Source organism: Legionella fallonii LLAP-10 (assembly GCF_000953135.1).
GTDB classification, from domain to species: domain Bacteria; phylum Pseudomonadota; class Gammaproteobacteria; order Legionellales; family Legionellaceae; genus Legionella; species Legionella fallonii.
Map to the genome: position 1 here is coordinate 3,881,621 of NZ_LN614827.1, position 23,348 is coordinate 3,904,968.

The following is a 23,348-nucleotide window of genomic DNA, read 5'->3' on the forward strand; positions in this document are numbered from 1 at the left end:
GCTATATCACCAATACCTCAATAACAGCTTTTGCCGGGCAATCTGTTGCCCGACCTGTATTACTATTCGCTCTCCCCGGCCAAGCTCTTGCTGACAACTTCCCGTAGATCGCGAGACAGCTTCAATTTTGCTAATTTTTCTAACTGCTGTTTCATTAAGATCTGTCTAGGCTCATTATAACTTTGCCAGCGAGTAAAAGGTGAAGCCAAGCGCGCAGCAATTTGCGAGTTCAGCTTATCTACCTTAACTAACATTTCCCCTAGAAAGGTATAGCCACTGCCATCAAGGGCATGGAAATTACGGTGATTGGCTAAACAAAAGGCGCCAACAATAGCACGTACTTTATTAGGATTTTTAATATTGAACGCCGGATGTTGTAGCAATTGTCTTACCTGTTCTAAAGTACCTGGTAATTTAGACGCGGCTTGGATTGCAAACCATTTATCTAAAACCAAGTCCTCTTTAGACCATTGCTTATAGAAATCTTCTATGGCTTGGGCGCGACTGGTGTTATCAGAACAGTTGGCCAATAGACCAAAACTTGACAGTTGATCGGTCATGGTTCGTCGAGCCGCAAATTGTTGTTTACAAATATCTATAGTTACCGCTTCATTGGCTTGCATCATTAAACATAAGCAGGTAGAACGCAACCCTCTGTGCTCATAGTCTTTATAATCCTCGTATTGTTCCTCATCTCGCCATAATTGTTCGTAGACTTGTTTTAATTGGGGAAACAAACTTAATCCTAATTGTTTAGCAAAATAATCACGTACTTCCTCAACAAGAGTTACATCAATCAAATCCATGGTTGCGGCAACTTCCTCAAAACCAGGAGGAGAAATTAACTCATCGCGCAAATCAGTGTCTAGAGACTCGTCTAATAAGATGTATTTGAAAGCAGAAATCAGTGCTTCTGGAATGTGCCATTTCTCTTTGGGTGAGCGCAAGCAGTCAACTAAACAGTTAAGCACTAAACGCTGGCCCGCGTCCCATTTAGCATAACCATCAGTTTCATAGCGTAATAAGAACAAAAGCTCATCTTGACTCAGCTCATACTTTAAGCGAATTGGAGCGGAAAATTCTCGTAAAACAGAAACTACGGGCCGCTCGCTTAGATCATTAAAAACAAACTTCTGCTCACTTTCTTTTAACTCTACAAGCTCCCTACCAATTGCCATCTGTTGGCCTTTAGAATCAAATAATGCGATACGGATAGGTATGTGGAAAGGTTTTTTCTCCAGGCCATCAGGAGTTCGTGGACAACTTTGCTGCATAGTTAATGTTAAACTACCGCCCGTATAATCACTCTCCACTTGAACCACTGGAGTGCCGGCTTGACTATACCAAAGTTTGAATTGGGCCAAATCAACGTTATTAGCATCCTCCATAGCAGCAACAAAATCATCAATAGTCACCGCCTGACCATCATGCCGTTCGAAATACAAATCCATTCCTCGTCTAAATCCCTCTTTTCCGAGCAAAGTATGTTGCATACGAATAACTTCAGCTCCTTTACTGTAAATAGTTGCCGTATAGAAGTTATTAATTTCCTGATAAGACTCGGGTCTGACTGGATGTGCCATAGAACCTGCGTCCTCAGGAAACTGCGCATTACGTAAACCATCTACATCAGCAATCCTATAAACATCTCGTGAGTTCATATCCCGAGAGAACTCTTGGTCACGGAATACGGTTAATCCTTCTTTTAAACTAAGTTGAAACCAGTCGCGACAAGTGACTCTATTGCCCGTCCAATTATGAAAATACTCATGAGCAACTACACTTTCAACACCAACATAGTCATCATCAGTTGCTGTATCAGGACGAGCCAGAATGTATTTGGAATTAAAAATATTTAACCCTTTATTTTCCATTGCGCCCATATTGAAATCACTGACCGCAACTATCATAAAAATATCTAGGTCATATTCCCGGCCATAGACTTCCTCATCCCAACGCATTGCTTTTTTTAATGATTCCATGGCAAAAGAACATTTATCTTCATTGCCAGGCTCAACGTAAATACGTAAATCGACTTTTCGTCCGGAGGCGGTTATGAATTCATCCATCATGCAGGCTAAACTTCCAGCGACTAAAGCAAACAAATACGACGGCTTCTTAAAAGGATCTTGCCATACTACCCAATGACGCCCCTCAACAGTCTCGCCGGAGTCGATTAAATTCCCATTGGATAAAAGAATAGGATAATGCTTTTTATCCGCTGAAATACGAGTCGTGTATTTTGCCAATACATCAGGTCTATCTAGAAAATAAGTAATTCGCCTAAACCCTTCTGCCTCGCACTGAGTGCAAAATAAATGATTGGAACGATAAAGTCCTGATAACTCTGTATTATCTTGTGGGCGAATACGAGTCACTATCTCAAGAATCATCTCATCGGGGCAGCGCTCTATCATCAGATCATCCCCATCCAGGGTATATGCTGATGGCTCTAACTCTACCCCATTCATATGGATACTGATTAACTCCAACTCATCGCCATAAAGACGCAGAGCGCCTTCATGTTGACGAATTAGCCTTATTTTACTGTTTACCAAAGCATGGTCATCATACAAATCAAAATTCAAATCTACAGTGTCTATGCTAAAAGCAGGAGGCTGATAATTTTTCAAATAAATAGTCGTGTCAGGCATGATAGTTGCTTTCCTTTAAAAAAAACAATTAAGTTAATTGATTTATGTATAAAATTAATTTGAGAAGATACTATTTAGCTACTAGTTTAACTACTATACTAAGAAATAAAAGATGTAATTTTTTACTTTTGTTTGGATAAGCGACTGTAAAAAATACAAAAACTAGTTCTATCCTTCTCAGGGATAAGTAAAAGGGGATGATACATGAATACTCAAGATTTTTTAGCAAGTTACACCAAACGCTTTGTTGATAACAAAGCAGAGGAGTTAAGTTTGGATGAGTACCTGGAGTTGTGCAAAAACGACCCTTCTGCTTACGCTAATCCTGCGGAACGCTTATTAATGGCCATTGGCGAGCCAGAAATGTTAGATACACGCCATGATCCCGTTTTATCACGTATTTTTTCAAATAAAATTATTCCACGTTACTCCGTTTTTAAAGAGTTTTATGGGATGGAAGAGCCTATAGAGCAAATCGTTGGCTTCTTAAAACATGCTGCTCAGGGATTAGAAGAAACAAAACAGGTACTTTACCTCCTAGGTCCTGTTGGTGGTGGTAAATCATCAATTGCTGAAAAACTAAAAGATTTAATGGAAAAAACACCATTTTATGCCATTAAAGGATCACCAGTCTTTGAGTCCCCGCTCTCTTTATTTAATCCCGATGAAGATGGCGAATTATTAAAAGAACGCTTTGGTATTCCTACTCGTTATCTACGTTATTTAATGTCCCCCTGGGCGGTAAAACGCTTACAAGAATTTAATGGCGACATTAGCCAATTCAAAGTCATTAAGGTAAAGCCCTCTCGTTTAAAACAAATTGCCATCGCGAAGACAGAGCCGGGTGATGAGAATAACCAAGATATTTCATCTCTAGTCGGTAAAGTAGATATTCGAAAACTAGAAGAGTTTTCCCAGGATGATCCAGATGCCTACAGCTATTCTGGTGGACTTTGTCGCTCTAACCGTGGGCTCTTAGAGTTTGTGGAAATGTTTAAAGCTCCTATCAAGGTTCTGCATCCGTTATTGACGGCTACTCAAGAAGGCAATTACAACGCAACCGAAGGATTATCTGCCATCCCGTTTGAAGGGATTATCTTGGCTCACTCGAACGAATCTGAGTGGCAAACGTTCAGAAACAACAAAAACAACGAGGCATTTATAGATAGAATCAATATAGTAAAAGTACCGTACTGTCTACGCGTCTCTGAAGAGATGAAAATTTATCAGAAGCTCATCGATAACAGCTCCCTGGCCAATGCTCATTGCGCTCCAGGAACATTGGATATGTTAGCGCAATTCTCCGTATTGACTCGCTTAAAAGAACCACAAAACTCCAGTATTTACTCTAAGATGCGTGTTTACAATGGTGAAAGTTTAAAAGATACAGATCCCAAAGCAAAATCCTATCAAGAATATAAGGATTTTGCAGGTGTAGATGAAGGGATGAGCGGAATATCCACTCGCTTTGCCTTTAAGATTCTTTCTAAAGTATTCAACTTTGATCACAGCGAGGTTGCAGCTAATCCTGTGCATTTAATGTATGTTCTTGAGCGTCAAATTGAGCAAGAACAATTACCACAAGAGCAACATGAAAGCTACGTTACCTTTATCAAAGAATATCTATCAACAAAATATGTTGAATTTATAGGCAAAGAAATTCAAACAGCTTATTTGGAATCCTATTCAGAATATGGGCAAAATATTTTTGACCGATACATTACTTATGCAGATTTCTGGATACAAGATCAAGATTATAGAGATCCTGATACAGGAGAAATTTTTGATCGCGGCCTATTAAATCTAGAGCTGGAAAAAATTGAAAAACCAGCAGGTATATCCAATCCTAAAGATTTCCGAAATGAAGTCGTTAATTTCGTCTTACGTGCCAGAGCAAATAATAGGGGTAAAAATCCGGTTTGGAATAGTTACGAAAAATTAAAAACCGTCATTGAGAAGAAAATGTTTACTAATACCGAAGATTTGCTTCCTGTAATTTCTTTCAATGCCAAGGCTTCTGAAGATGATAAGAAAAAGCATGAAGAGTTTATCTCTCGAATGGTGGAAAAAGGCTACACACGAAAACAAGTTCGGTTACTTTGTGAATGGTATTTGCGGGTTCGTAAATCGCAATGATGCCATAAGGTATAACACTTAGTGTGATGAGAAAGAGTCAGAGTTTCAGAGTTATTGATATTGTTTATTAAATTAAAAAATAACACAGGGCGGACGATTTTGTTCCCCCTGCTCTGACCCAAATAAACCTTACCCTGAGCAAGGTGTGGAGCTAAAATTATGTCGCAATTGATAGATAGACGACAAAATGCAGGCAAAAAGAGTACGGTTAATCGTCAACGTTTTCTTCGCCGCTATAAAAATCAAATTAAACGCGCGGTGTCTGATGCCGTAGGGAAGCGCAGTATTACGGAAATTGATCAAGGGGAACAAGTCACTATTCCCGCAAAAGACATTTCTGAACCTCAATTTCATCGTGGTCATGGCGGACAGATTGAACGTGTATTGCCTGGCAATGATAACTTCATTACTGGAGACCGTATAAAAAGACCTAGTGGCGGGGGAGCTGGAGGCGACGGAAGTAACGCGAGTAATAGTGGTGAAGGAGAGGATAATTTTGTGTTTGAACTCTCCCGAGAAGAGTTTTTAGAAATTTATTTTGAGGATTTAGAGTTACCGGATTTGGTCAAAAAGGAATTAGCTCGTCTGACTACTTATAAAACAGTCCGAGCAGGAGTATCCACCAGCGGGATTCCTAATAATATCAATGTACTGCGCTCCATGAAGCAAGCTACTGGCCGCCGAGTTGCCTTAGCCTCCCCTTATAAAAAGCAACTAAAAGATGCGGAAGTGGAATTAGCACAACTATTAGAATCTCCAGATCCTGATAATGTTGCTATTTCAAATTTGCGCAAACAAATTGAGTTTTTAAAAAAGAAGATTCAAACCGTCCCTTTTATAGATACCATAGATCTTAGATACAATCAGCGAGTACGTATTGCCGCCCCGTCTACGCAAGCAGTGATGTTTTGTGTGATGGATGTATCCGGCTCCATGGATGAAGCCAAGAAAGACATTGCCAAGCGCTTTTTTATCTTGCTTTACATGTTTTTGACGAAAAACTATGAAAAAATTGAGTTAGTGTTTATCCGTCACCATACTTCAGCGAAGGAAGTAGACGAAGAAGAATTCTTTTACTCCAGAGAAACTGGCGGTACCGTAGTGTCAAGCGCTTTAGAGTTATTACATACGATAATAGAAGCCCGTTATCCACCCCAAGCCTGGAATATCTACGTGGCTCAAGCATCGGATGGTGATAATTGGAATGCCGATTCCCCTTATTGTCAGGAGTTGTTGCAAGAAAAAATTATGCCCCTACTCCAATATTTTGCTTATATAGAGATTATGCCTCGCCATCATCAAAGTTTATGGGAGGTCTATCAACAGATAAAAGAAAAACATCCTAATTTTGCCATGGAAAATATTGATACGGTAGCAGATATTTATCCAGTATTTCGCGAATTATTTAAAAGGAAAACCGTATGAAAAAGAAGCCATTATCAACTGGCGCTGAATGGACTTTTGAGTTAATACAGGCTTACGACCGTGAAATAGCGCGTATTGCAAAAAGTTTTAAACTAGATACCTATCCCAATCAAATTGAAGTGATTACAGCCGAACAAATGATGGATGCTTATGCCTCCGTCGGTATGCCTATAGGTTATCACCATTGGTCTTTTGGAAAACACTTCGTTGGCGTTGAAAAAAGTTATAAAAGAGGACAAATGGGCTTAGCCTATGAATTAGTGATCAATTCAAATCCTTGTATTTCTTATTTAATGGAAGAAAATACCATAGCAATGCAAGCCCTAGTTATCGCTCATGCATGTTATGGCCATAATTCTTTTTTTAAGAATAATTACCTATTTAAGATGTGGACCTCCGCTGATGCAATCATCGACTACTTGGTTTTTGCTAAAAAATACATTAGTGACTGCGAAGAACGGCATGGTATTGATGAGGTAGAGGCAACTCTTGATGCCTGTCACGCATTGATGAATTATGGCGTGGACAGGTATAAGCACCCCGCCGCATTATCCATTCAGGAAGAAAAAATAAGACAACAAAACCGTGAAATTTATTTGCAATCACAAGTTAATGAATTATGGCGAACAATACCTCACAGCAAACAAGAAGGTACCAGTAAACCAAAATCACGTTTCCCAGCAGAGCCACAGGAAAATATTTTATATTTTATTGAAAAAAATGCTCCTTTATTAGAACCATGGCAAAGAGAAATTGTCCGTATTGTAAGAAAAATTGCCCAATATTTTTATCCCCAAGGCCAAACTAAAGTGATGAATGAGGGATGGGCATGTTTCTGGCATTACACCATCATGCATGCACTATATGACGAAGGTCTAGTTACTGACGAATTTATGCTGGAAATCTTACAAAACCATACAAATGTCATTATGCAAGTACCTTATAACAGCCCTTATTATAATGGAATTAATCCCTATACGTTGGGCTATCATATGATGCAGGACATCAAAAGGATTTGTGAAAACCCTACAGAGGAAGATAAGAAATGGTTCCCTTATTTAGCTAATACTGACTGGCTAACTAGTCTTGATACTGCCATGCGTAATTTCAAAGACGAAAGTTTTATCGCGCAATATCTTTCTCCTAAATTAATCCGTGATTTAAAATTATTCCATATCGTAGATGATGATCGTAGTCCAGAGTTATACATTAATGCCATACATGACGAATTAGGATATCAGAGCATTAGGGAGGCTCTATCCAGACAATACAATCTAGGATATTTAGAACCAGATATTCAAATCTATTCAGTGGATCTGCAAGGTGATCGGTCTTTGACTTTAAGACATGCACAGCATAACTCAGTACCTTTAGGTGAAACAACGGCTGACGTGCTCAAACATCTTCATACCTTATGGCAATTTCCTGTTCGCTTACAGACAGTAAATTCAGAAAACAAGGTCACTGAGGAGTTTGGTTGTCCTCCATTAGAGGGTAACAACGCAAGTAACCAAGAAATGTAAACACCAAGAGGTTCCACCTGTTTTTTGCTGTGCCATTTTGCTGGGGTTCTTCAGCTATTGCGCAGAACAGGTGTTCAGAAACAAAAAACACTGAAAATATCAGAAATCTCCTTAATGGAAATAGAAACTTTAACACAAAGACTCGAAGAGCCTAAAATTGACGACTTAAGCGAAACTGGTCGAAACCTATTAGGCTTGCTAAATCCAACGATCATTGGCAGTAAACACTATAGTTAACCAACGCTGCGGGCTCTCTCCCCCCAAAGCGGACGCTATTTCATGACGAATTACATCCAATGATTCAACGCTGGAGATTGGGTATTCAGGCGGTACTACAATATGAATTTCAATAAACTGTGCCCGTCCAATTTTGGCGACGTAGCTTGAATAAGTCTTAAATTCATATCGTATGATGAGATCATCTAAAAAGAGCCTTACTTTCTCATCAAGACTGAATGGAGCGATGAGAAAAATATCGCGCATTGCATTACGTACTGTAGACATGGGCACAAAAAACAAAAAGGTCGACATGATAGCTAAGACGAAGGGATCAACAAACGGAGTAAGGTGTTGGTATCGACTCCCTTCCATCAATTGGGCGATGGCAAATGCAACTAAAAGTGCTAATGAAATCGATCCTGACATGAGCCAGCTATGGGCATCCAGTCTTAAAAACTCAGAATTAATTTTTAGGTTTTTATGTCGCACATAACCATACATGCTTATTGATAATACGGCCATAAATGAGGCAACAATAAGCGCTATGTCGAAATTCATTTCTCTTCCACCAGACAATATACTGCCAATGGCATTTATTAAAGCATAGGCTGAAACCAAGATAAGTATACTGCCGTTAAAGACTAATACCATTGGTTCAACATGCCAATAGCCATATTGAAATCGGCGATTACCTTCACTGGTTAAAAGTCGGGTAACTAAGAATGCGAGAACGGACATGACTGCATCAATCATATCAAACATACCATCAAACACGATGGCTAATGATCCAGAGAGCAGGCCATAGACAATACCTATCAGTGATAAAAAGCAGGTCACCACTATTGATATTTTTAGAACGCGTTGTTCAACCACTCCCTCAGTGATATTTGTCAAAGTTATCTCCTAGCTATTAATCGGTTGAGGTATTTAATTTTAGCTCTATAGGCATTCCAGGGTCTTCCAAATATTAGAATTTCATTTTCAATAAACCCGGAATAAAAATAAATTGATTCAAAATTGAACTAAAAAATGTTAATCTACACCCTTATTATAAAACAGAAGCGCTCGCAATGATTCAATCCACACTAACTAATCAACAATTATCATTCTCCCAGCTGCCTTTGCGCCAAGAATTAATAAAGAGTCTCGATTCTTTAAATTATGAAAACATGACTCCCATCCAAATGCAAAGTCTTCCAATAATTCTTAATAATGAGGATATTATTGCTCAGGCAAAAACAGGAAGTGGAAAGACAGCTGCTTTTGGTTTGTCCTTATTAAATAATTTAAAGATTTCGTTTTTTGCAGTACAGGGACTGATTCTTTGTCCTACCCGTGAACTGGCAGAACAAGTCAGCCAAGCAATCCGTCGATTAGCCTGTTTGATGTCTAATGTTAAAATTATTAATTTGTCCGGTGGTATACCTATGAAACCTCAACTGGACTCATTAAGACATGGAGCTCATATAATTGTAGGAACACCGGGGAGAGTGCTTAAGCATTTAAAAAACACCTCCTTAGACTTAACTCACCTGAGAACTTTAGTTTTAGATGAAGCAGACAGAATGCTGGATATGGGTTTTTTTGATGACATCACAAACATTATTTCTGCTTGCCCAAAACAACGCCAAACCTTACTTTTTTCTGCCACCTATCCTGAGGAAATCAAACAACTGTCAAAACAGTTCATGTTCAACCCCAAAGAAGTCCTTATTGCAACCCCTCATACTGAAATTGATATCGAACAACGTTTTTATGAAGTAACAAAACAATCCCAGAAATTTTCTTTATTGAAATCAATACTGTTGCAGTTTAAACCAGTTTCGACGTTAATCTTCTGTAATACCAAACAACAAACGGTGGATGTGACGGACGAACTCATTCATGAAGGCTTTAGTGCCATCGCTTTAAATGGGGATATGGAACAAGTAGATCGCGATCTGGCTGTCTTGCGTTTTGCCAACCAAAGTTGTTCAATCTTGGTCGCCACTGACGTTGCAGCACGAGGTCTTGATATTAAGGAGCTTTCGGCAGTTATTAATTTTGATCTCGCTTTTGATCATGATGTCCATGTTCATCGTATCGGCCGAACCGGACGGGCTGGGAATAAAGGCCTCGCTTTTAGCATTACAACACCGGCAGATGCGCAACGAATTTGCGCTATAGAAGATAATCTGCCACACCCTATTCTCTGGGGAAACGCTAATGAATTTGCAAACAACCACTCAACCAGATTAGTGCCAGAAATGGTTACCCTATGCCTCGCCTCTGGTAAAAGAGATAAAATTCGACCAGGAGATATTCTTGGCGCATTGATCAAAGATGCAGGGTTAGCTGGAAACACTATTGGCAAAATTAACATCACGGCCATGCACTCCTATGTTGCAATTCACCGCAGCCATGCCGACAAGGCACAGCAATATTTGCAAAATGGAAAATTGAAAGGACGCAAGATTAATGTTCGTAAAATTAGTTAAATGTCCCAGTCAGAGTCATTAATCTATGCCTTCATTAGGAGCCGTTGCCGGCTCTGTTATAAGAATTTAATGGAATTTCAAGCTACGCATGGAAATGGAGCCTAGCTCAATTTCCTCAAAGATGAAGGTTAACTGGTCATTTATATCTGAACAGCCTAAAACATAAATTAGAGGTAAATAATGATCAAGTGTTGGCACACTTAAGCGCCCACTTGCCGTAAAAGGTAATTCGTTCATGAGCGGAGCAAAATCTCTCTTTAGAAGATATTCTTTCACTTGCTTATCAAATTCGCAGGCCCAAGGGTAGGCTTTTGCATGTTTACTCCAACGAATCATACTGAGATTATGTACAATATTTCCACTACCAATAATTAATACGCCCTCTGTGCGTAGTTCTTTAAGCTGTTGACCTAAGTTAAAGTGATATTCGGGTGGTTCGGACATATCGATACTTAATTGGATAACAGGGATATTTGCTTGTGGGTACATATGTCTCAGTATTGACCATGAACCATGATCCAACCCCCAGTTTTCATCGAGATGAATATGGGGTTGTTTTATTTGTTCTTTTATTTTTTGAGCTAAGGCAGGACTTCCTGGAGCAGGATATTGCACCTCAAACAATGGCTGCGGAAATCCATAAAAATCATGAATTGTTCTAGAAACAGGCATAGATGTAAGCCAACTACCAGACGTTATCCAGTGAGCGGAAATACATAGGATTGCTTGCGGAAGTGGTAATTCATTGCCCAGATGCTCTAACATTGCAGTGAAGGCATTTTCCTCAATAGCATTCATAGGGCTTCCATGACCAATAAAAAGTACTGGCATTTTAATTGGCATCATTATTTAGCTCCTTTGTAGGTATAGACCAGCTCATTTCCCTTTTGAGCGCAGCACAGCCTTTTTGTGTTGCATTGCCAACAAAATCAATAAAATAGCGCACAGCAGGGATTAAGCCCCGTTTGGAGGGGTAAATTAAATATAAGCTTGCAGTAGCTAGAGACCATTCAGGAAGAAGGCAAATAAGTTGACCATCTTTTATTTCTTGCTGGCAGTATTCAATGGGGAGATGAGTGATGCCTTGATGGGCAAGTGACGCCTGTTTTAAGATAGTCCATTCATTGCTTTCCAAATGGGCAACTAAAGGAATGCTGATTTTTTGCCCTTGAGCATTAGTTAATTGAAGTTGGCTTGCACCATCGGCTTTGGTTTTTCCAAGCCAAATATGATTGGTTAATTCAGTGGGTGATTTAAGTGGTGGATATCCTTGTAAATAGACGGGTGTAGCAACCAGGCGATGACTGCTTTCACCTAATTTTCTTATTATCAAATTAGAATCATTCAATTCATGGGCTTGAAAACGTAACGCGACATCAAAACCTTCTTCAATGATATCGACCTTGCGATCACTAGCATAGAGGTTAATGCGGACTTCGGGGTAAAGACGCATGAAATCAATAATGATTTGATTAAACTCTGATTGCGCAAAAAGCGTAGGACAGGTCACATAAATTCGGCCTTTGGGTGTTGATTGAGCTTGAATTGCGGCTTCTTGCGCAAAACTGGCTTGATTTACCATCGCTTTACTGTATTCGTATACTAAGTTTCCCACATCGGTTAAGCTTAATTTGCGTGTTGAGCGATTCAACAAACGTACCCCTAAATGGTTTTCCAGTTCTGAAATCCGGCGACTTAATTTTGATTTAGTAATTTCCAATCCTAGACTGGCTTGAGTAAAACTACCGTCATCGACAACACGGCAGAAAAAATATAAATCATTGAGATCGGGTAAGAGATTATTATGACGCATAATTAAATAAACCAATTGATTGTTATTAATTATAGGACAATATTTCATGAAATAGCTATCTTGTTAATCATTGTTTTAAATATATGCTTAATATAAAGATACTTATTGGAGACTATGATGAACTTATTAGCTATTAACAGCAGCATATTGGAAGATTACTCTATTTCTCGTCAATTAATGACCCAGTTTCTTGACTACTGGCAACGTGAAAATCCTAAGTCAGAAATGATTTATCGTGATTTAAATGCCCAGACAATTGGTCATTTATCAAGTGAGTTACTCCAAGCCAAGCAAAAACCTATTAACGAGCTTTCTCCTGAGTTAAGAAGAGAATTAGAATTATCAGAGGAACTGATTACCGAATTTTTAAATGCGGATGAGCTTGTTATTGGGGCACCAATGTATAATTTTACCATTTCGACGCAACTGAAGTCTTGGATTGATCGTATTTTGGTCGCTGGTCGCACCTTTAAGTATACAGAGCAAGGAGTAATGGGTTTGTCCGGAGGCAAACGAGTTACTATTATTTCTACTCGTGGCAATCATTATTCAAGTGACGAAGTGATGCGGGCTAAAGACTTCCAGGAGAATTACTTAAGGACTATATTTAATTTTATCGGTATCAATGAAATTAAAATTATCCGTGCCGAAGGGTTGCACTTAAGTGAATCAATTAAAAAACAATCGATGGAACAAGCTGAAAATGAGATTAAAAAAGCATTTTCAGATCTTGTTAATTAATTCGCTGAAAATAGACCTCTTGCATAACCGGTATATTTTGTTTTAGTGCAAGGCGTAAGCATTTCGAGGAGCGGAGTTTACATGAAGTAAATGAGCACGGGAGAAACGCTTACAACGCAGCAATAAGGCAAAAGACTCAGGTTATAGAAGAGGTCTAATAGGATAATGGCCGTTATTAGCAAGCAAAAGCATCTGGAGTAACGACTAGGATTCTAGATTAAACAGCCAAGGGAAATTTTTTGCGCAATCTCTTCAATAGGCAATCCCATAACATTGTAATAGGAGCCTTTTATTTCTTTAACAAAGGTATCGTGTACTTTCTGAATACCATATCCCCCAGCTTTATCAAAAGGATCGCCTGAATCAATGTAATTTTTTATTTGCAGCTCGGTTAAGGTATGAAAGGTAATGTGGGTTGTCACATAATTAATACACCATTTTTGTTGTGGTAGAAAAATTAGCGCATAGCCTGTATAGACCTCATGAGAATTGCCACTAAGCATATGCAGCATTCTATAGGCATCAGCCTCATCGCGTGGTTTTTCTAAAATATGATTCTGATAAGCCACAGTAGTGTCTGCCGCTAAAATTAAATTGGCAGAGCCCTCCGCAACCCGCGGTAAGATAGCTTGTGCTTTGTCTCTAGCCAACCGAGTGACATAGACATGAGCTTCCTCGTCTTTTTGACGAATTTCTGCAATATCAGCCGGCATAACCACAGCAGTTAACCCGTGCTCTTGCAATATTTGCAGGCGTCGTGGAGAAGCACTCGCGAGAATAATTTTTAGTAAGGGATTTGATTTCATTAAAAAGTAATCATGGGACATTTATAAGATGTTATGAATTCTACAACTTTTTAGAAAATATGCTAAGCATCGAATGCATAATAGACTTCTCTGAATATCGAAATATCCAGAGAAGATGATGAACAATTATTCAGAAGCTAACTCTATAGCAAACGCTACAGCTAGTTTAGAAAAGTTAGTCATATGCTCCAGACTCAATAAGTCCATGGTATCAGAAGCACTATGGATATAGGGGTTGTGATCTTCAAAATTGGATTCACAAGGGAACGCAGCGGGTACTCCCTCGTCAGTCCAAGAGGCATGATCACTGCATCCATAACCACAACGAGAGTAATCTACGGGAACATGGACGTAAGTATCGATTAATTTGGCGACATAGTTGCTTAAACGTTTATCGGTATAATCAGTGAATACCCACATCGTTGGATCTTTAGGATCTACTCTATAACCTGTCATGTCAAATTGAATCGCAGCTTTTACAGGGACTGATTTCTCCATAAAGTGTTGCACTACATATTGAGACCCCACTAAACCGCGCTCTTCAGCAGCATACCAAATAATATAAATAGGACGTTTGAAGGTTGCTTTAGATGCTAATAAAACTCGCGCAGCCTCCATAACACTAGAAGAACCACTACCATCATCCCCAGCACCAGGCATGCGACCATCAAGAGTATCCATATGAGCGCCTATGACAATACCAGGAGCATCGATATCTTTCCCAATCACAGTAACTAATGAAGGTTGCTTATACCAGCCAGTGCTCACAAAAAACGTTGCAGTATCTGTACGACCATATTCAGTAGCCATAGCTTCGAACTGAGCTTTTAACCAATTCGCAGCATCAACGCCAGTATCTTTAGTTGCAGAACGATTATGATAGGAAACCAAATGTGTTAATGTTTGCCAAATATTATCAGCTACAACCTCTTTTAAAGCGGCATTCACTTCGTCTTGATGTTTGATTTCATAAGTATCCGCATTTAGCTTAGGGGTATTAAGGGATTTAATTAGACTTTTTTCAAGAGTCCTTTGTGCTGATTGTTTTTGGACTAATAAGGAAGTTCCTGATAATTTATGGCTCACATTGATAAAATGACCACATTTCACTTTATCTGCCAGTACAGTCAGGCCGTCTACCTCACTTGCCGGAACATCTATAATTTTAAATTGTTTATTTTCCGCTAAAACTTCGTGAGCAGTAGTAATTTTAGCAGCAAGACACTGAGGTACTTGCAATTGCTCATGAGGTGTATTAGTTGCAAATAGCGAATTACTAACAAGAACGAGACCTGCGGTGATACACGTGCTCCATTGATTTAAATGCATTTCCTCTCCTAAGTTTATTTGCTATCAAAAACAGTAATATATCCAAGATACTCCAAAATACTCTTTTTAGTCTATTGCTTTTTCCATACCGAAAATTCCCACAACTTCAGAATAAAACTAACCATTACTCCTCTTTAGAAACTTCCAGTTTAGAGCAGGAAAGGTCTATTGACTCTCTCATTTCGACAATATCCTGGGTATGCATGATCAAGAAAATCATGCCAGTAAACTTGCGTAGAAAAAACAATTAGCAACAATGTTTTATTTTTGATCTTATTGGTATTGATAATCATTTTCATTTGCGATAAAGTTTTACTTCCACTACCAATGGGCAAATATACTACAATGAATACAAAAAATACACCCTTCAAGGTCAGAAAAATTCCTTACAACCTTTCCTTAATATTCCTCACCGCCGGAGCAAGCTTAATTCTTGGCCTCTTAAGCTTTAGTGGCATGTATGCCATTCTGCCCATGTTGCCTCTAGCTTTTGCCTCTTTTGCTTTATCGGTGACCTATGAGGGAGAAATTTATTTACAAAATATAAAAGGAGCTTTTAAAAAGTTATTTAAACGTAATCACTTAGAAAATGAGTTAGCCAAAGAGTACTTATTAGCCCATTTCCCAGAAGATATTCATGATGTTAATTGCCCTCAATTCTTTAAAGACTATAAAAGACAACTTAAATTATTAGCTGCCTTTGGTCATAAAGAGCTCAATGAAGAAAGTAAAAACAGAAAAAAACAGGTAGAAAAAACTCTTAAGGACATGGAACGGTGGTTCGCCGCTCAATTATTTTCCGCAAAAAATAAGCCAGCCAAAGATGAATCAGCCTATGCCCAACAATTGCGATTATGGCTGCAACGACCCGAACAAGAGCAAGAGCAATGGCAGGAACAACTTACAGATCGTAATTCCAAATTTCAAATCATCAAGGCATTCAGCCTATTATCGGCATTATTCATGGGAGCCGGAACCACCTACCTCATAGCTGAAGCATTTGCTGTTATCCCATTTTTTGCCGCTATTCCCTTCGCTTTCTGGCCAATTATGATAGTGCCTATGGCGCTTATCGCCGGTGCAGCCTATGGTATGTTGACTTTAAACGCGGTGACGGATTTAGTGAATAACAACACCATCCTGAAGTGGTATAACAAACTGCGCGATGATTTAAGCCAAGGTCTAACTATTCGCAATGTATTTATGACCGCAATGGCTCTCATCCTAGGAGCCCTAGCTGTAGCACTTACTGTCTGCACTGCTGGTACCTGGTGGACTATCGCCAACAATGTACAACCCATATTTGAATGGATGAAAAAAATACCCAGTTTTGTCATGGGCATTATCAATCCTATAATTACTGGCTCATCAGCTGTAGTGTTTATCTTTCAAAATACAGCCGAATCTTTAGATTTGGTAGATGAAGGTCTCGATTGGGCAGAAGAAACCGTTCAACAGGGGAACCTATGGCAGAAAATATATGAACCTATAGTTCAAGGATTTAAACATTTAATAGCAACTGAGAACTGGCTACAAATACTTAATCCTTTTCGCCTAATTCTAAAGCTGACCATTACCCCGCTGCGTATGCTTCTCTTCTTGGGACATTTAATTAGTATCGCAGTTACCGCTGATCGTATGCCAGGCGTTCCACAAATAGTTGCAGCACTGATTGCCATGATTAGTGAAGGTTTTGAGGATGCGCATTACTTCGTAGGAGGTCATGAGCATGAGGAAGAGGAAGAAGAAGAACACGCTCACCACGATACTAAAACCTTGCTACAAGAACGCTTGGGAGCAGACGCAGGCCACGAACACAATGAGGACATTCCTACCTGGATTCTTAAAACTATAACCCTACCTATTTATGCACTAGCAGCGCTATGGGATTCTGGTGCAAGTCAATTTAACGCCTCTCAAAACACTAAAGAGACAACGACCTCTGATGAATCAACACCTGTACCTCAGGCAAGAGTGCTGAGTTTTGGGGATGCATGGAATAAACAAAGAGGCAATAAAGAGGAAGTTAATGTTGAATTACCGACAGAAGCCAAGCGCCCATCAAAAGAATGGCAAGTAGAACAGACTATTTCTCTTATTGAAAAGCACCAAGAAAACCACTTAAAGAGCACTCTATGTGATGAGAAATTAACAAATGAAAAAGTCGTTGAATTAGATAAATTAAAAAGCAGGATACGCAATCCCCAACCTGGTGATACATTAGAAGCCGCATTGAATGAAGCAAAAACCACATCGGTGTATAACAGACATCGCTTATTCTCATGGGATAATGAAAATACCAATACGCAAGATTTCATAGAAGAATTGCCCGAGCGCGTTAACGCCATTAGAGCGATGGGATAAAACAAGAACAAGGTAGCCCTACGGGCTACCTATAAGGAGCATTAGCTCAATAAATTCTTTAAGCCAGCCAAGTGAGATTGAGCTAATTTTTTCGATTTCTCTTCACAGCGCTCTCCGCCTTTACCAAACCACTCTAAATTATCCTGAGGTAACTCTTCTAAAAATCGACTAGGTAATGAGTCTAGAAGTTCACCCCCACGGCGCCGTTGTTTGGCTAAGGTAAAACACAGCCCTTTTTGTGCGCGTGTAATGCCAACGTAGGCAAGTCGTCTCTCCTCTTCAATTTGATCTTCATCAATACTGACTCTATGAGGTAATAACTCCTCTTCCATACCCACTAAATAGACGTAGGGAAACTCTAATCCTTTGGATGCGTGTAATGTCATTAATTGCACCATTTCTGCATCTTGCTCATCGGACTGTTCTAAGATATCAATTAAAATTAATTTATTGACTACATCACCTAAAGTTTGTTCTGGCTTCTTAGCTAATAATCGCCCTACCCACTCTATTAATTCCCAAACATTATCCATCTTTTTTTGCGCTTTCGCGGGAGTGTCGCTTTGTTCATAAACATGGGCTTCATAACCACTGTCTTCGACCATTTCTTTTAAATGTTCTAATATTGGACCGGAGGCTAATTTGGTTTTAACTTCATGCAACCAATTTTTAAAAGTAGATAGCGCCGCGCGTGGTTTATCCGCCAAATGTTCACTCAAGGCCAAATGATCGGCGCCAGCATAAAGGCTAATGCCTCGGCCTTGCACATAACGCCCCAAAGCATCAAGACTGGCTTCGCCAATCCCCCGTTTGGGAGTATTGATCGTCCGTAAGAAAGCAGCATCGTCTGCTTCATTACACAACAATTTTAAATAAGCGAAGACGTCCTTCACCTCTGCCTTAGCGAACCACGATTGGCCGCCACTGATGCGATAAGGAATACCATAATGTCTTAGCACTTTTTCAAAAATACGTGATTGATGATTGCCCCTATACAAAATGGCATAATCATTATAATTGGTTCTAACGCGTAGTTTATGACTAATCAGATCAGCGACAACATGCTCAGCTTCATCATTTTCATCTTTGCAACTAACTACCCGTAATAGCTCTCCATAGCCTAACTCACTCCATAATTTCTTTTCAAACAAGTGTGGATTATTAGCAATTAAGTGATTAGCAACATGCAAAATTCGGCTGGTCGAGCGATAGTTTTGCTCCAGTTTAATTATTTTTAATTGAGGGTAATCCTTTTGTAGTTGCTCTAGGTTTTCAGGCTTAGCCCCACGCCAAGCATAAATCGACTGATCATCATCTCCCACAACAGTAAAGTGAGCCCGTACCCCAACCAACTTTTTTACTAATAGATACTGACTGGTATTAGAATCTTGATATTCATCCACCAACAAATGACGAATTTTATTTTGCCAATATTCTAATACCTCCGGATGTTTTGTTAGTAAATCGACCGGAAGCCGAATCAAATCATCAAAATCAACAGCATTATACGCTTTGAGAGCCTGTTGATATCGGGGATAAATTAGAGCAGCCTCTTCATATACTGGCGTATTGGCAGAGCGTTGCCAGACTGCGTCTGGAGATAAAAAATCATTTTTCCATCGTGAAATTTGCTGTTGAATTTGCAAGATAACATCCCGCTCGTTCGCCTTATTGGCAGGAAGAAAGCCTCGTAAAATCTGTAGGCAATCTTCACTATCAAAAATGGAAAATCCTTTCTTCAAATCACAAAGAGCAACATCTCGTTTAATCATACTTAAACCTAAAGTATGAAAGGTCGCAATCTTTAAGCCTCGCCGACTAGGAGCTGGTAAAACTGCAGCGATCCGAGCACGCATTTCGTTAGCGGCTTTATTGGTAAAAGTTACTGCACATATCGACTTTGCTGCATAACCACAGGTATTAATTAAATAACCGATTTTTTGCGTTATGACCCTGGTCTTACCACTTCCTGCACCAGCAAGAACCAACAAAGGCCCATCTATATAATGTACGGCAGCCATTTGCTGGCTATTTAGCATAGATTTAATTCTCGTTCAAAAAACAAACATTATCGCTTAAGGACTCTTTGCTAAGCAACTATTAATTAATAGATCGCTCTACATCAAACTCTTCTTCGTCCTTGTATTCTACATAATGGTAATAATCAGAATGCTCGGTATTGTTTTCAATCTCATTGACATCATCAATACCTAAAATAACCTTGTCTATTTTCTTAAATAGAGGGGAAAATATGTTGGAATTTTTCATAATTGTTCCTTTATTTTTTTGAGGGGGTTTTAAAAGGATAGTTCAAAAATATAAATTCTCCAGAAAAACTGATTAAAGCAACCAACAAAAATTTTATCCGTGTTTAAAACGGACGAATTTATCCACAAGAGTCTATATAACATACAAAACGACCGAGATAAAATCTTATTAATCGTATTTCATTCAAACCCATTTTGAGGTGATTTCCATGCCAACCATTGTAAACGGTAATTTATTAGCTAAAAAAAACAAGAGGAAAGATTACATTGAAAAAAGAGACTATAACTCTTATCAATTATACGCATCTGATTTTAAAAATATTGTCTCTCATTATTATGAAAAGCATCAAATTAAAATATTAATTAATGGCTGTACTTCATCTGGTTTATCCATTATCGCAGAAAAACAAGAAAAAATTAAAGAGCAAATTCAGCTGAATGATAAGTATAAATATGCGGCTTACCTGGTCAATCATTGGGTTGAAAGAAATTCTGCGCGAAATGACGTTTTTCATATAGCACGTATGGCGTTTAATCCATTTGCAAACCACTATAATGAAATAGAAAAGGCTATAGGCTCATTTCTCGACGAGCACGGGCAAATCAAGCAACATTTAAGTGAAAACGAGTTAGCTGATCTAGATAATATATGTATGGGTTTATCAAGAAAGTGTATTGATCTTTTTAATAAAAAAATTGATGGATATAAAATAAATTTATTACACGATATAGAAGATGTTAACTTAGATAAAAATGAGGTTTTGCAAGAAATCGCAAAGATTCAAAACAATCTAGATGATAATGAGGCTGTAGGGTATGTTTTTACTAATGGCCATAGTATAAGAGTAGCTCATTTTGAGGTTTTAATTCTTACCAAGGATCGTATAATAAAACCAGTTGATTGGATAGAAGTTAAATATAGGTCAATTACGCCATCGGATATAAAGGGAATGTATTATCTTAACATTTGTGCAGGTTCAGAGCAACTTCAGCCTCAAACAGGATATACAGAAAGCGGAACTCTGGGTCTTTTATATTTAAAAGAATTATTAAAAAATAAGCAACAACAATTGCAAGAGCATACACTTACTTTTAGTTACTACCACCAGGCAAAGGAAACAAAGGACTATTTTTTCTTTCCTTCACCTCAATCATTACGCTACTCACAATCTGACCGATACAATGCGTTCGTTAAGGCAATGCTAGAAGACACTCCGACTACAATAGTTGATTATAAAAATGAGACCTCTCAAATAAAAACACTCCAGGGTTTACTCGAAGAATCGATTAACATTGCTCGGCAAAAAAACGATATCGAATTAGTGAATCAAAATCTGTCTATACTAAATAATTTACCATCCTTTCGTAGAAACTGGCTTGCTGTCTATGTCGAAGCGGAGAAAAGGAGAGAGGCTATGGATACGACCTATCTTCGTAGAAAAGAAAATCTATATTTAGCATATCGGACGCAAACAATGAATAGAATAGCGAATGAGACAAAGACAACTAGTCTAGATACTATGTTTACTGACCAACTTAATGAAATTGAAGAAATTGCTTCTACTGAAATGCAAGAAGGAAAGAACTTAGTCTCATTAATAGGTGCAGGTATTGCTGCAGTCGTAAGCACTGTTTGTACTCAGTTTTCATTCTTTAATACACTGACAACATCTACTGGCAAAAAAGAAGAAGAGCCAATTGTTGCAAATACTGAAAACGGCGTAACGGGTGGACCACAAAGTAGTTAGAACAAACATACCTGCCAAATTTACAAAATATACTTTATTTGGCGATATTGTGTGTCGGGCGAAACGCCGCAATGCAGACTTAAAATTCTCGGAGGTTTAGATAATACCAAAGCAGGGATGACGATCCCTGCTTTGGAAATCAGAGCGATTAGGCTCTGCGTAGGGATATTGCTATGAAAATGTACGTCCAACCGCTAATGATCATATCAATAGCAATAAACAATCCGATGACCCATAATCCACTCATTGGCCAGTGCAATAGAATCAGGAAACCAAGGATCAAGGAGCTTATCCCCGCAAATAAGATCCACCCCCAGCCCTTTGTGTCTCGTAAGGACAGGGACATGCCAATACGGGTAACGCCGATAATAATAAGCGTCCAAGCGAGTAAAGCAGTAATGATGGTTGAGGCTAATAGAGGATCATATAAGACGATACCAGCGCCAATAAGATAGAATATTGCAATGAGAATTTGCCAAACCGCACCGTTCCATTTCTTATATTTAAAAGCATCGGCAAAGTGCGATAATCCAGAAACCATGAGTAACGCGGCAAAAAAATACATGCTGATTATCGTTAGTAAGATGTCCATTCCTAAACCAATAAAACCAAGGAGCAAGAGCAGAACTCCTAAGCCCAAAAGCCATCCCCATTGACGTTGCATGTTTTTTGCATCGGAATGAGTCATGATATTATTTCTATTTTCCATATCAGTTCCTTTTGATGTATGTAATTGTAAACATAGCTTATTAGTCCAATTCTTTCTTTTGGCTGCAAAAATTTTCATTAGGCCAAGTTTAATTGGGGCATGTTAACAGAACTTTTTCTGCACTACCTTTGTCTCGACTTTAGCGAATTTTCCCGCTTACTGATCAATTGCGTAGTATCGTTAATCTCTAAATGAACAACCAAATACTGTTATTGCAAAGCAAAAATCAGAACCACTTGGTCAATTAATTGACTTCAGCTTCGATTAAAAATGGGCGAATTACCCTTTTTTTGATAGAATATACTTCCCGAATATAACTATCGAATCATTTGTTATGTACTTAACTGAAGAACAGAAGAACTTTGCCTCTCCCCCCAATATTGTTGCCCAAAATAAGCAGCTACCCTCTAAAAAAATTATTTTAATGGGTATGTTTTTTGTCAGTTTTCTCATTGTATCTAATTTAACTGCATTTAAGGTGGTTCAAATCTATCTAACCAAAGATTTTTTTATCAATTTTCCTGCTGCCCTGATATTCTTCCCATTAACTTATTTTTTTGATGATATCTTGACTGAGGTTTATGGTTTTAAGGTCAGTCGTTTAATCATCTGGGGTGGCCTTGCTTGTAGTGCTTTTGTAGCCCTATTTACCTGGTTAGCAGTGCAATTACCCGCGTCACCCATCTGGGATAAAAACACCAACCATGGCGCTCATGCTTATGAGTTGGTATTCAGTGGCTCATTGAGAATTTTCGTTGCATCAATGCTCGCCTATTTTTTGGGTGAATTCTTAAATTCTATGGCTCTGGCTTATTTAAAAGTAATAACCGCAGGAAAGTATTTATCCTTACGTGTCATGAGCAGCACGGCAATAGGTGCTGGAATCGATAGTATTATTTTTTGCAATGTCGCATTTTGGAATGTTTTGCCAGCCAAAATTATTTGGGAAATCATCTTAACCCAATATCTTTTAAAATTAGGATATGAATTTATTATGCTCCCAGTTACTTATTCATTAACTCATTATTTAAAAAGATCGGAACAAATCGATTATTATGATACCCATACAAAATTTAATCCTTTTTCATTACGATTATCCGATTAATTTATAGGATAGATAAACCCTCTTCTATTTCT

Annotated in this window: 17 protein-coding genes; 8 read left to right on the forward strand and 9 right to left on the reverse strand. The window is 38.6% G+C overall.

Annotation, left to right across the window (positions count from 1 at the left end; translation table 11 throughout):
* Nucleotides 1-62: 62 nt before the first annotated feature.
* Nucleotides 63-2,654, reverse strand: a complete 2,592-nt coding sequence (gene pepN / locus LFA_RS16180; RefSeq protein WP_045097084.1) for an aminopeptidase N — start codon at nucleotides 2,652-2,654, stop codon at nucleotides 63-65.
* A 204-nt stretch (nucleotides 2,655-2,858) separates the two neighbouring features.
* On the opposite strand from pepN, the gene LFA_RS16185 reads away from it, so the two are divergent.
* The 3 genes from LFA_RS16185 (at nucleotide 2,859) to LFA_RS16195 (ending at nucleotide 7,738) form a co-directional block, all read left to right on the forward strand.
* Nucleotides 2,859-4,790: a PrkA family serine protein kinase gene (locus LFA_RS16185; RefSeq protein ID WP_045097085.1), complete on the forward strand. Its 1,932-nt coding sequence runs from the start codon at nucleotides 2,859-2,861 to the stop codon at nucleotides 4,788-4,790.
* 159 nt (nucleotides 4,791-4,949) lie between these two features.
* Nucleotides 4,950-6,215 (forward strand): YeaH/YhbH family protein, encoded by a 1,266-nt coding sequence (locus LFA_RS16190; RefSeq protein ID WP_045097086.1) that lies wholly within the window; start codon nucleotides 4,950-4,952, stop codon nucleotides 6,213-6,215.
* Complete coding sequence (locus tag LFA_RS16195) at nucleotides 6,212-7,738, forward strand: SpoVR family protein (RefSeq protein ID WP_045097087.1); 1,527 nt, start codon at nucleotides 6,212-6,214, stop codon at nucleotides 7,736-7,738. Before LFA_RS16190 ends, LFA_RS16195 begins: the two co-directional genes overlap by 4 nt.
* A gap of 198 nt (nucleotides 7,739-7,936) precedes the next feature.
* On the opposite strand, the gene LFA_RS16200 is transcribed toward LFA_RS16195, so the two are convergent.
* Nucleotides 7,937-8,851 (reverse strand): cation diffusion facilitator family transporter, encoded by a 915-nt coding sequence (locus LFA_RS16200; RefSeq protein ID WP_045097088.1) that lies wholly within the window; start codon nucleotides 8,849-8,851, stop codon nucleotides 7,937-7,939.
* Nucleotides 8,852-9,027: 176 nt separating this feature from the next.
* Here LFA_RS16200 and dbpA point away from each other — a divergent pair, with 176 nt between their 5' ends.
* Nucleotides 9,028-10,434: an ATP-dependent RNA helicase DbpA gene (gene dbpA / locus LFA_RS16205; RefSeq protein ID WP_045097089.1), complete on the forward strand. Its 1,407-nt coding sequence runs from the start codon at nucleotides 9,028-9,030 to the stop codon at nucleotides 10,432-10,434.
* Nucleotides 10,435-10,500: 66 nt separating this feature from the next.
* Here dbpA and ygiD read toward each other — a convergent pair whose 3' ends face one another.
* The gene (gene ygiD / locus LFA_RS16210; RefSeq protein WP_045097090.1) at nucleotides 10,501-11,280 is read right to left on the reverse strand and encodes a 4,5-DOPA-extradiol-dioxygenase; all 780 of its coding nucleotides are present in this window, start codon (nucleotides 11,278-11,280) and stop codon (nucleotides 10,501-10,503) included.
* Nucleotides 11,267-12,247 carry a LysR substrate-binding domain-containing protein gene (locus LFA_RS16215; protein ID WP_045097701.1) on the reverse strand — a complete coding sequence of 327 codons (981 nt, stop codon included), beginning with the start codon at nucleotides 12,245-12,247 and terminating at the stop codon, nucleotides 11,267-11,269. The genes ygiD and LFA_RS16215 overlap by 14 nt, the downstream gene beginning before the upstream one ends.
* Before the next feature lie 114 nt (nucleotides 12,248-12,361).
* Between LFA_RS16215 and LFA_RS16220 the strand changes: the two genes are divergently transcribed.
* Nucleotides 12,362-12,988, forward strand: a complete 627-nt coding sequence (locus LFA_RS16220; protein ID WP_231865870.1) for an FMN-dependent NADH-azoreductase — start codon at nucleotides 12,362-12,364, stop codon at nucleotides 12,986-12,988.
* A 212-nt stretch (nucleotides 12,989-13,200) separates the two neighbouring features.
* Here LFA_RS16220 and LFA_RS16225 read toward each other — a convergent pair whose 3' ends face one another.
* Nucleotides 13,201-13,794, reverse strand: a complete 594-nt coding sequence (locus LFA_RS16225) for a Maf family protein (protein WP_045097092.1) — start codon at nucleotides 13,792-13,794, stop codon at nucleotides 13,201-13,203.
* A 126-nt stretch (nucleotides 13,795-13,920) separates the two neighbouring features.
* On the reverse strand, nucleotides 13,921-15,123 hold the full coding sequence (gene lapA, locus LFA_RS16230) for an aminopeptidase LapA (RefSeq protein ID WP_045097093.1): 1,203 nt from the start codon (nucleotides 15,121-15,123) through the stop codon (nucleotides 13,921-13,923).
* A 345-nt stretch (nucleotides 15,124-15,468) separates the two neighbouring features.
* Here lapA and LFA_RS16235 point away from each other — a divergent pair, with 345 nt between their 5' ends.
* Nucleotides 15,469-17,487: an efflux RND transporter permease subunit gene (locus LFA_RS16235; RefSeq protein WP_045097094.1), complete on the forward strand. Its 2,019-nt coding sequence runs from the start codon at nucleotides 15,469-15,471 to the stop codon at nucleotides 17,485-17,487.
* Between the two features lie 41 nt (nucleotides 17,488-17,528).
* Here the strand turns inward: LFA_RS16235 and LFA_RS16240 are convergent, their stop codons facing one another.
* Both LFA_RS16240 and LFA_RS20085 read right to left on the reverse strand, forming a co-directional pair.
* Nucleotides 17,529-19,526, reverse strand: a complete 1,998-nt coding sequence (locus LFA_RS16240) for a UvrD-helicase domain-containing protein (protein ID WP_045097095.1) — start codon at nucleotides 19,524-19,526, stop codon at nucleotides 17,529-17,531.
* A 61-nt stretch (nucleotides 19,527-19,587) separates the two neighbouring features.
* Nucleotides 19,588-19,755, reverse strand: coding sequence for a hypothetical protein (locus LFA_RS20085; protein ID WP_172653482.1), 168 nt, complete (start codon nucleotides 19,753-19,755; stop codon nucleotides 19,588-19,590).
* A 208-nt stretch (nucleotides 19,756-19,963) separates the two neighbouring features.
* Between LFA_RS20085 and LFA_RS16245 the strand changes: the two genes are divergently transcribed.
* Nucleotides 19,964-21,502 carry a hypothetical protein gene (locus LFA_RS16245; protein ID WP_045097096.1) on the forward strand — a complete coding sequence of 513 codons (1,539 nt, stop codon included), beginning with the start codon at nucleotides 19,964-19,966 and terminating at the stop codon, nucleotides 21,500-21,502.
* Nucleotides 21,503-21,650: 148 nt separating this feature from the next.
* Here LFA_RS16245 and LFA_RS16250 read toward each other — a convergent pair whose 3' ends face one another.
* Nucleotides 21,651-22,211 (reverse strand): HdeD family acid-resistance protein, encoded by a 561-nt coding sequence (locus tag LFA_RS16250; RefSeq protein ID WP_045097097.1) that lies wholly within the window; start codon nucleotides 22,209-22,211, stop codon nucleotides 21,651-21,653.
* Nucleotides 22,212-22,545: 334 nt separating this feature from the next.
* Here LFA_RS16250 and LFA_RS16255 point away from each other — a divergent pair, with 334 nt between their 5' ends.
* Nucleotides 22,546-23,316, forward strand: a complete 771-nt coding sequence (locus LFA_RS16255; RefSeq protein ID WP_052674017.1) for a queuosine precursor transporter — start codon at nucleotides 22,546-22,548, stop codon at nucleotides 23,314-23,316.
* Nucleotides 23,317-23,348: the final 32 nt, after the last annotated feature.

Coding starts and splice junctions, on each gene's coding strand:
- pepN (WP_045097084.1), bottom strand. CDS start 2,654: ATGCCTGACACGACTATTTATTTGAAAAATTATCAGCCTCCTGCTTTT.
- LFA_RS16185 (WP_045097085.1), top strand. CDS start 2,859: ATGAATACTCAAGATTTTTTAGCAAGTTACACCAAACGCTTTGTTGAT.
- LFA_RS16190 (WP_045097086.1), top strand. CDS start 4,950: ATGTCGCAATTGATAGATAGACGACAAAATGCAGGCAAAAAGAGTACG.
- LFA_RS16195 (WP_045097087.1), top strand. CDS start 6,212: ATGAAAAAGAAGCCATTATCAACTGGCGCTGAATGGACTTTTGAGTTA.
- dbpA (WP_045097089.1), top strand. CDS start 9,028: ATGATTCAATCCACACTAACTAATCAACAATTATCATTCTCCCAGCTG.
- ygiD (WP_045097090.1), bottom strand. CDS start 11,280: ATGATGCCAATTAAAATGCCAGTACTTTTTATTGGTCATGGAAGCCCT.
- LFA_RS16215 (WP_045097701.1), bottom strand. CDS start 12,247: ATGCGTCATAATAATCTCTTACCCGATCTCAATGATTTATATTTTTTC.
- LFA_RS16220 (WP_231865870.1), top strand. CDS start 12,362: ATGATGAACTTATTAGCTATTAACAGCAGCATATTGGAAGATTACTCT.
- LFA_RS16225 (WP_045097092.1), bottom strand. CDS start 13,794: ATGAAATCAAATCCCTTACTAAAAATTATTCTCGCGAGTGCTTCTCCA.
- lapA (WP_045097093.1), bottom strand. CDS start 15,123: ATGCATTTAAATCAATGGAGCACGTGTATCACCGCAGGTCTCGTTCTT.
- LFA_RS16235 (WP_045097094.1), top strand. CDS start 15,469: ATGAATACAAAAAATACACCCTTCAAGGTCAGAAAAATTCCTTACAAC.
- LFA_RS16240 (WP_045097095.1), bottom strand. CDS start 19,526: ATGCTAAATAGCCAGCAAATGGCTGCCGTACATTATATAGATGGGCCT.
- LFA_RS20085 (WP_172653482.1), bottom strand. CDS start 19,755: ATGAAAAATTCCAACATATTTTCCCCTCTATTTAAGAAAATAGACAAG.
- LFA_RS16245 (WP_045097096.1), top strand. CDS start 19,964: ATGCCAACCATTGTAAACGGTAATTTATTAGCTAAAAAAAACAAGAGG.
- LFA_RS16250 (WP_045097097.1), bottom strand. CDS start 22,211: ATGGAAAATAGAAATAATATCATGACTCATTCCGATGCAAAAAACATG.
- LFA_RS16255 (WP_052674017.1), top strand. CDS start 22,546: ATGTACTTAACTGAAGAACAGAAGAACTTTGCCTCTCCCCCCAATATT.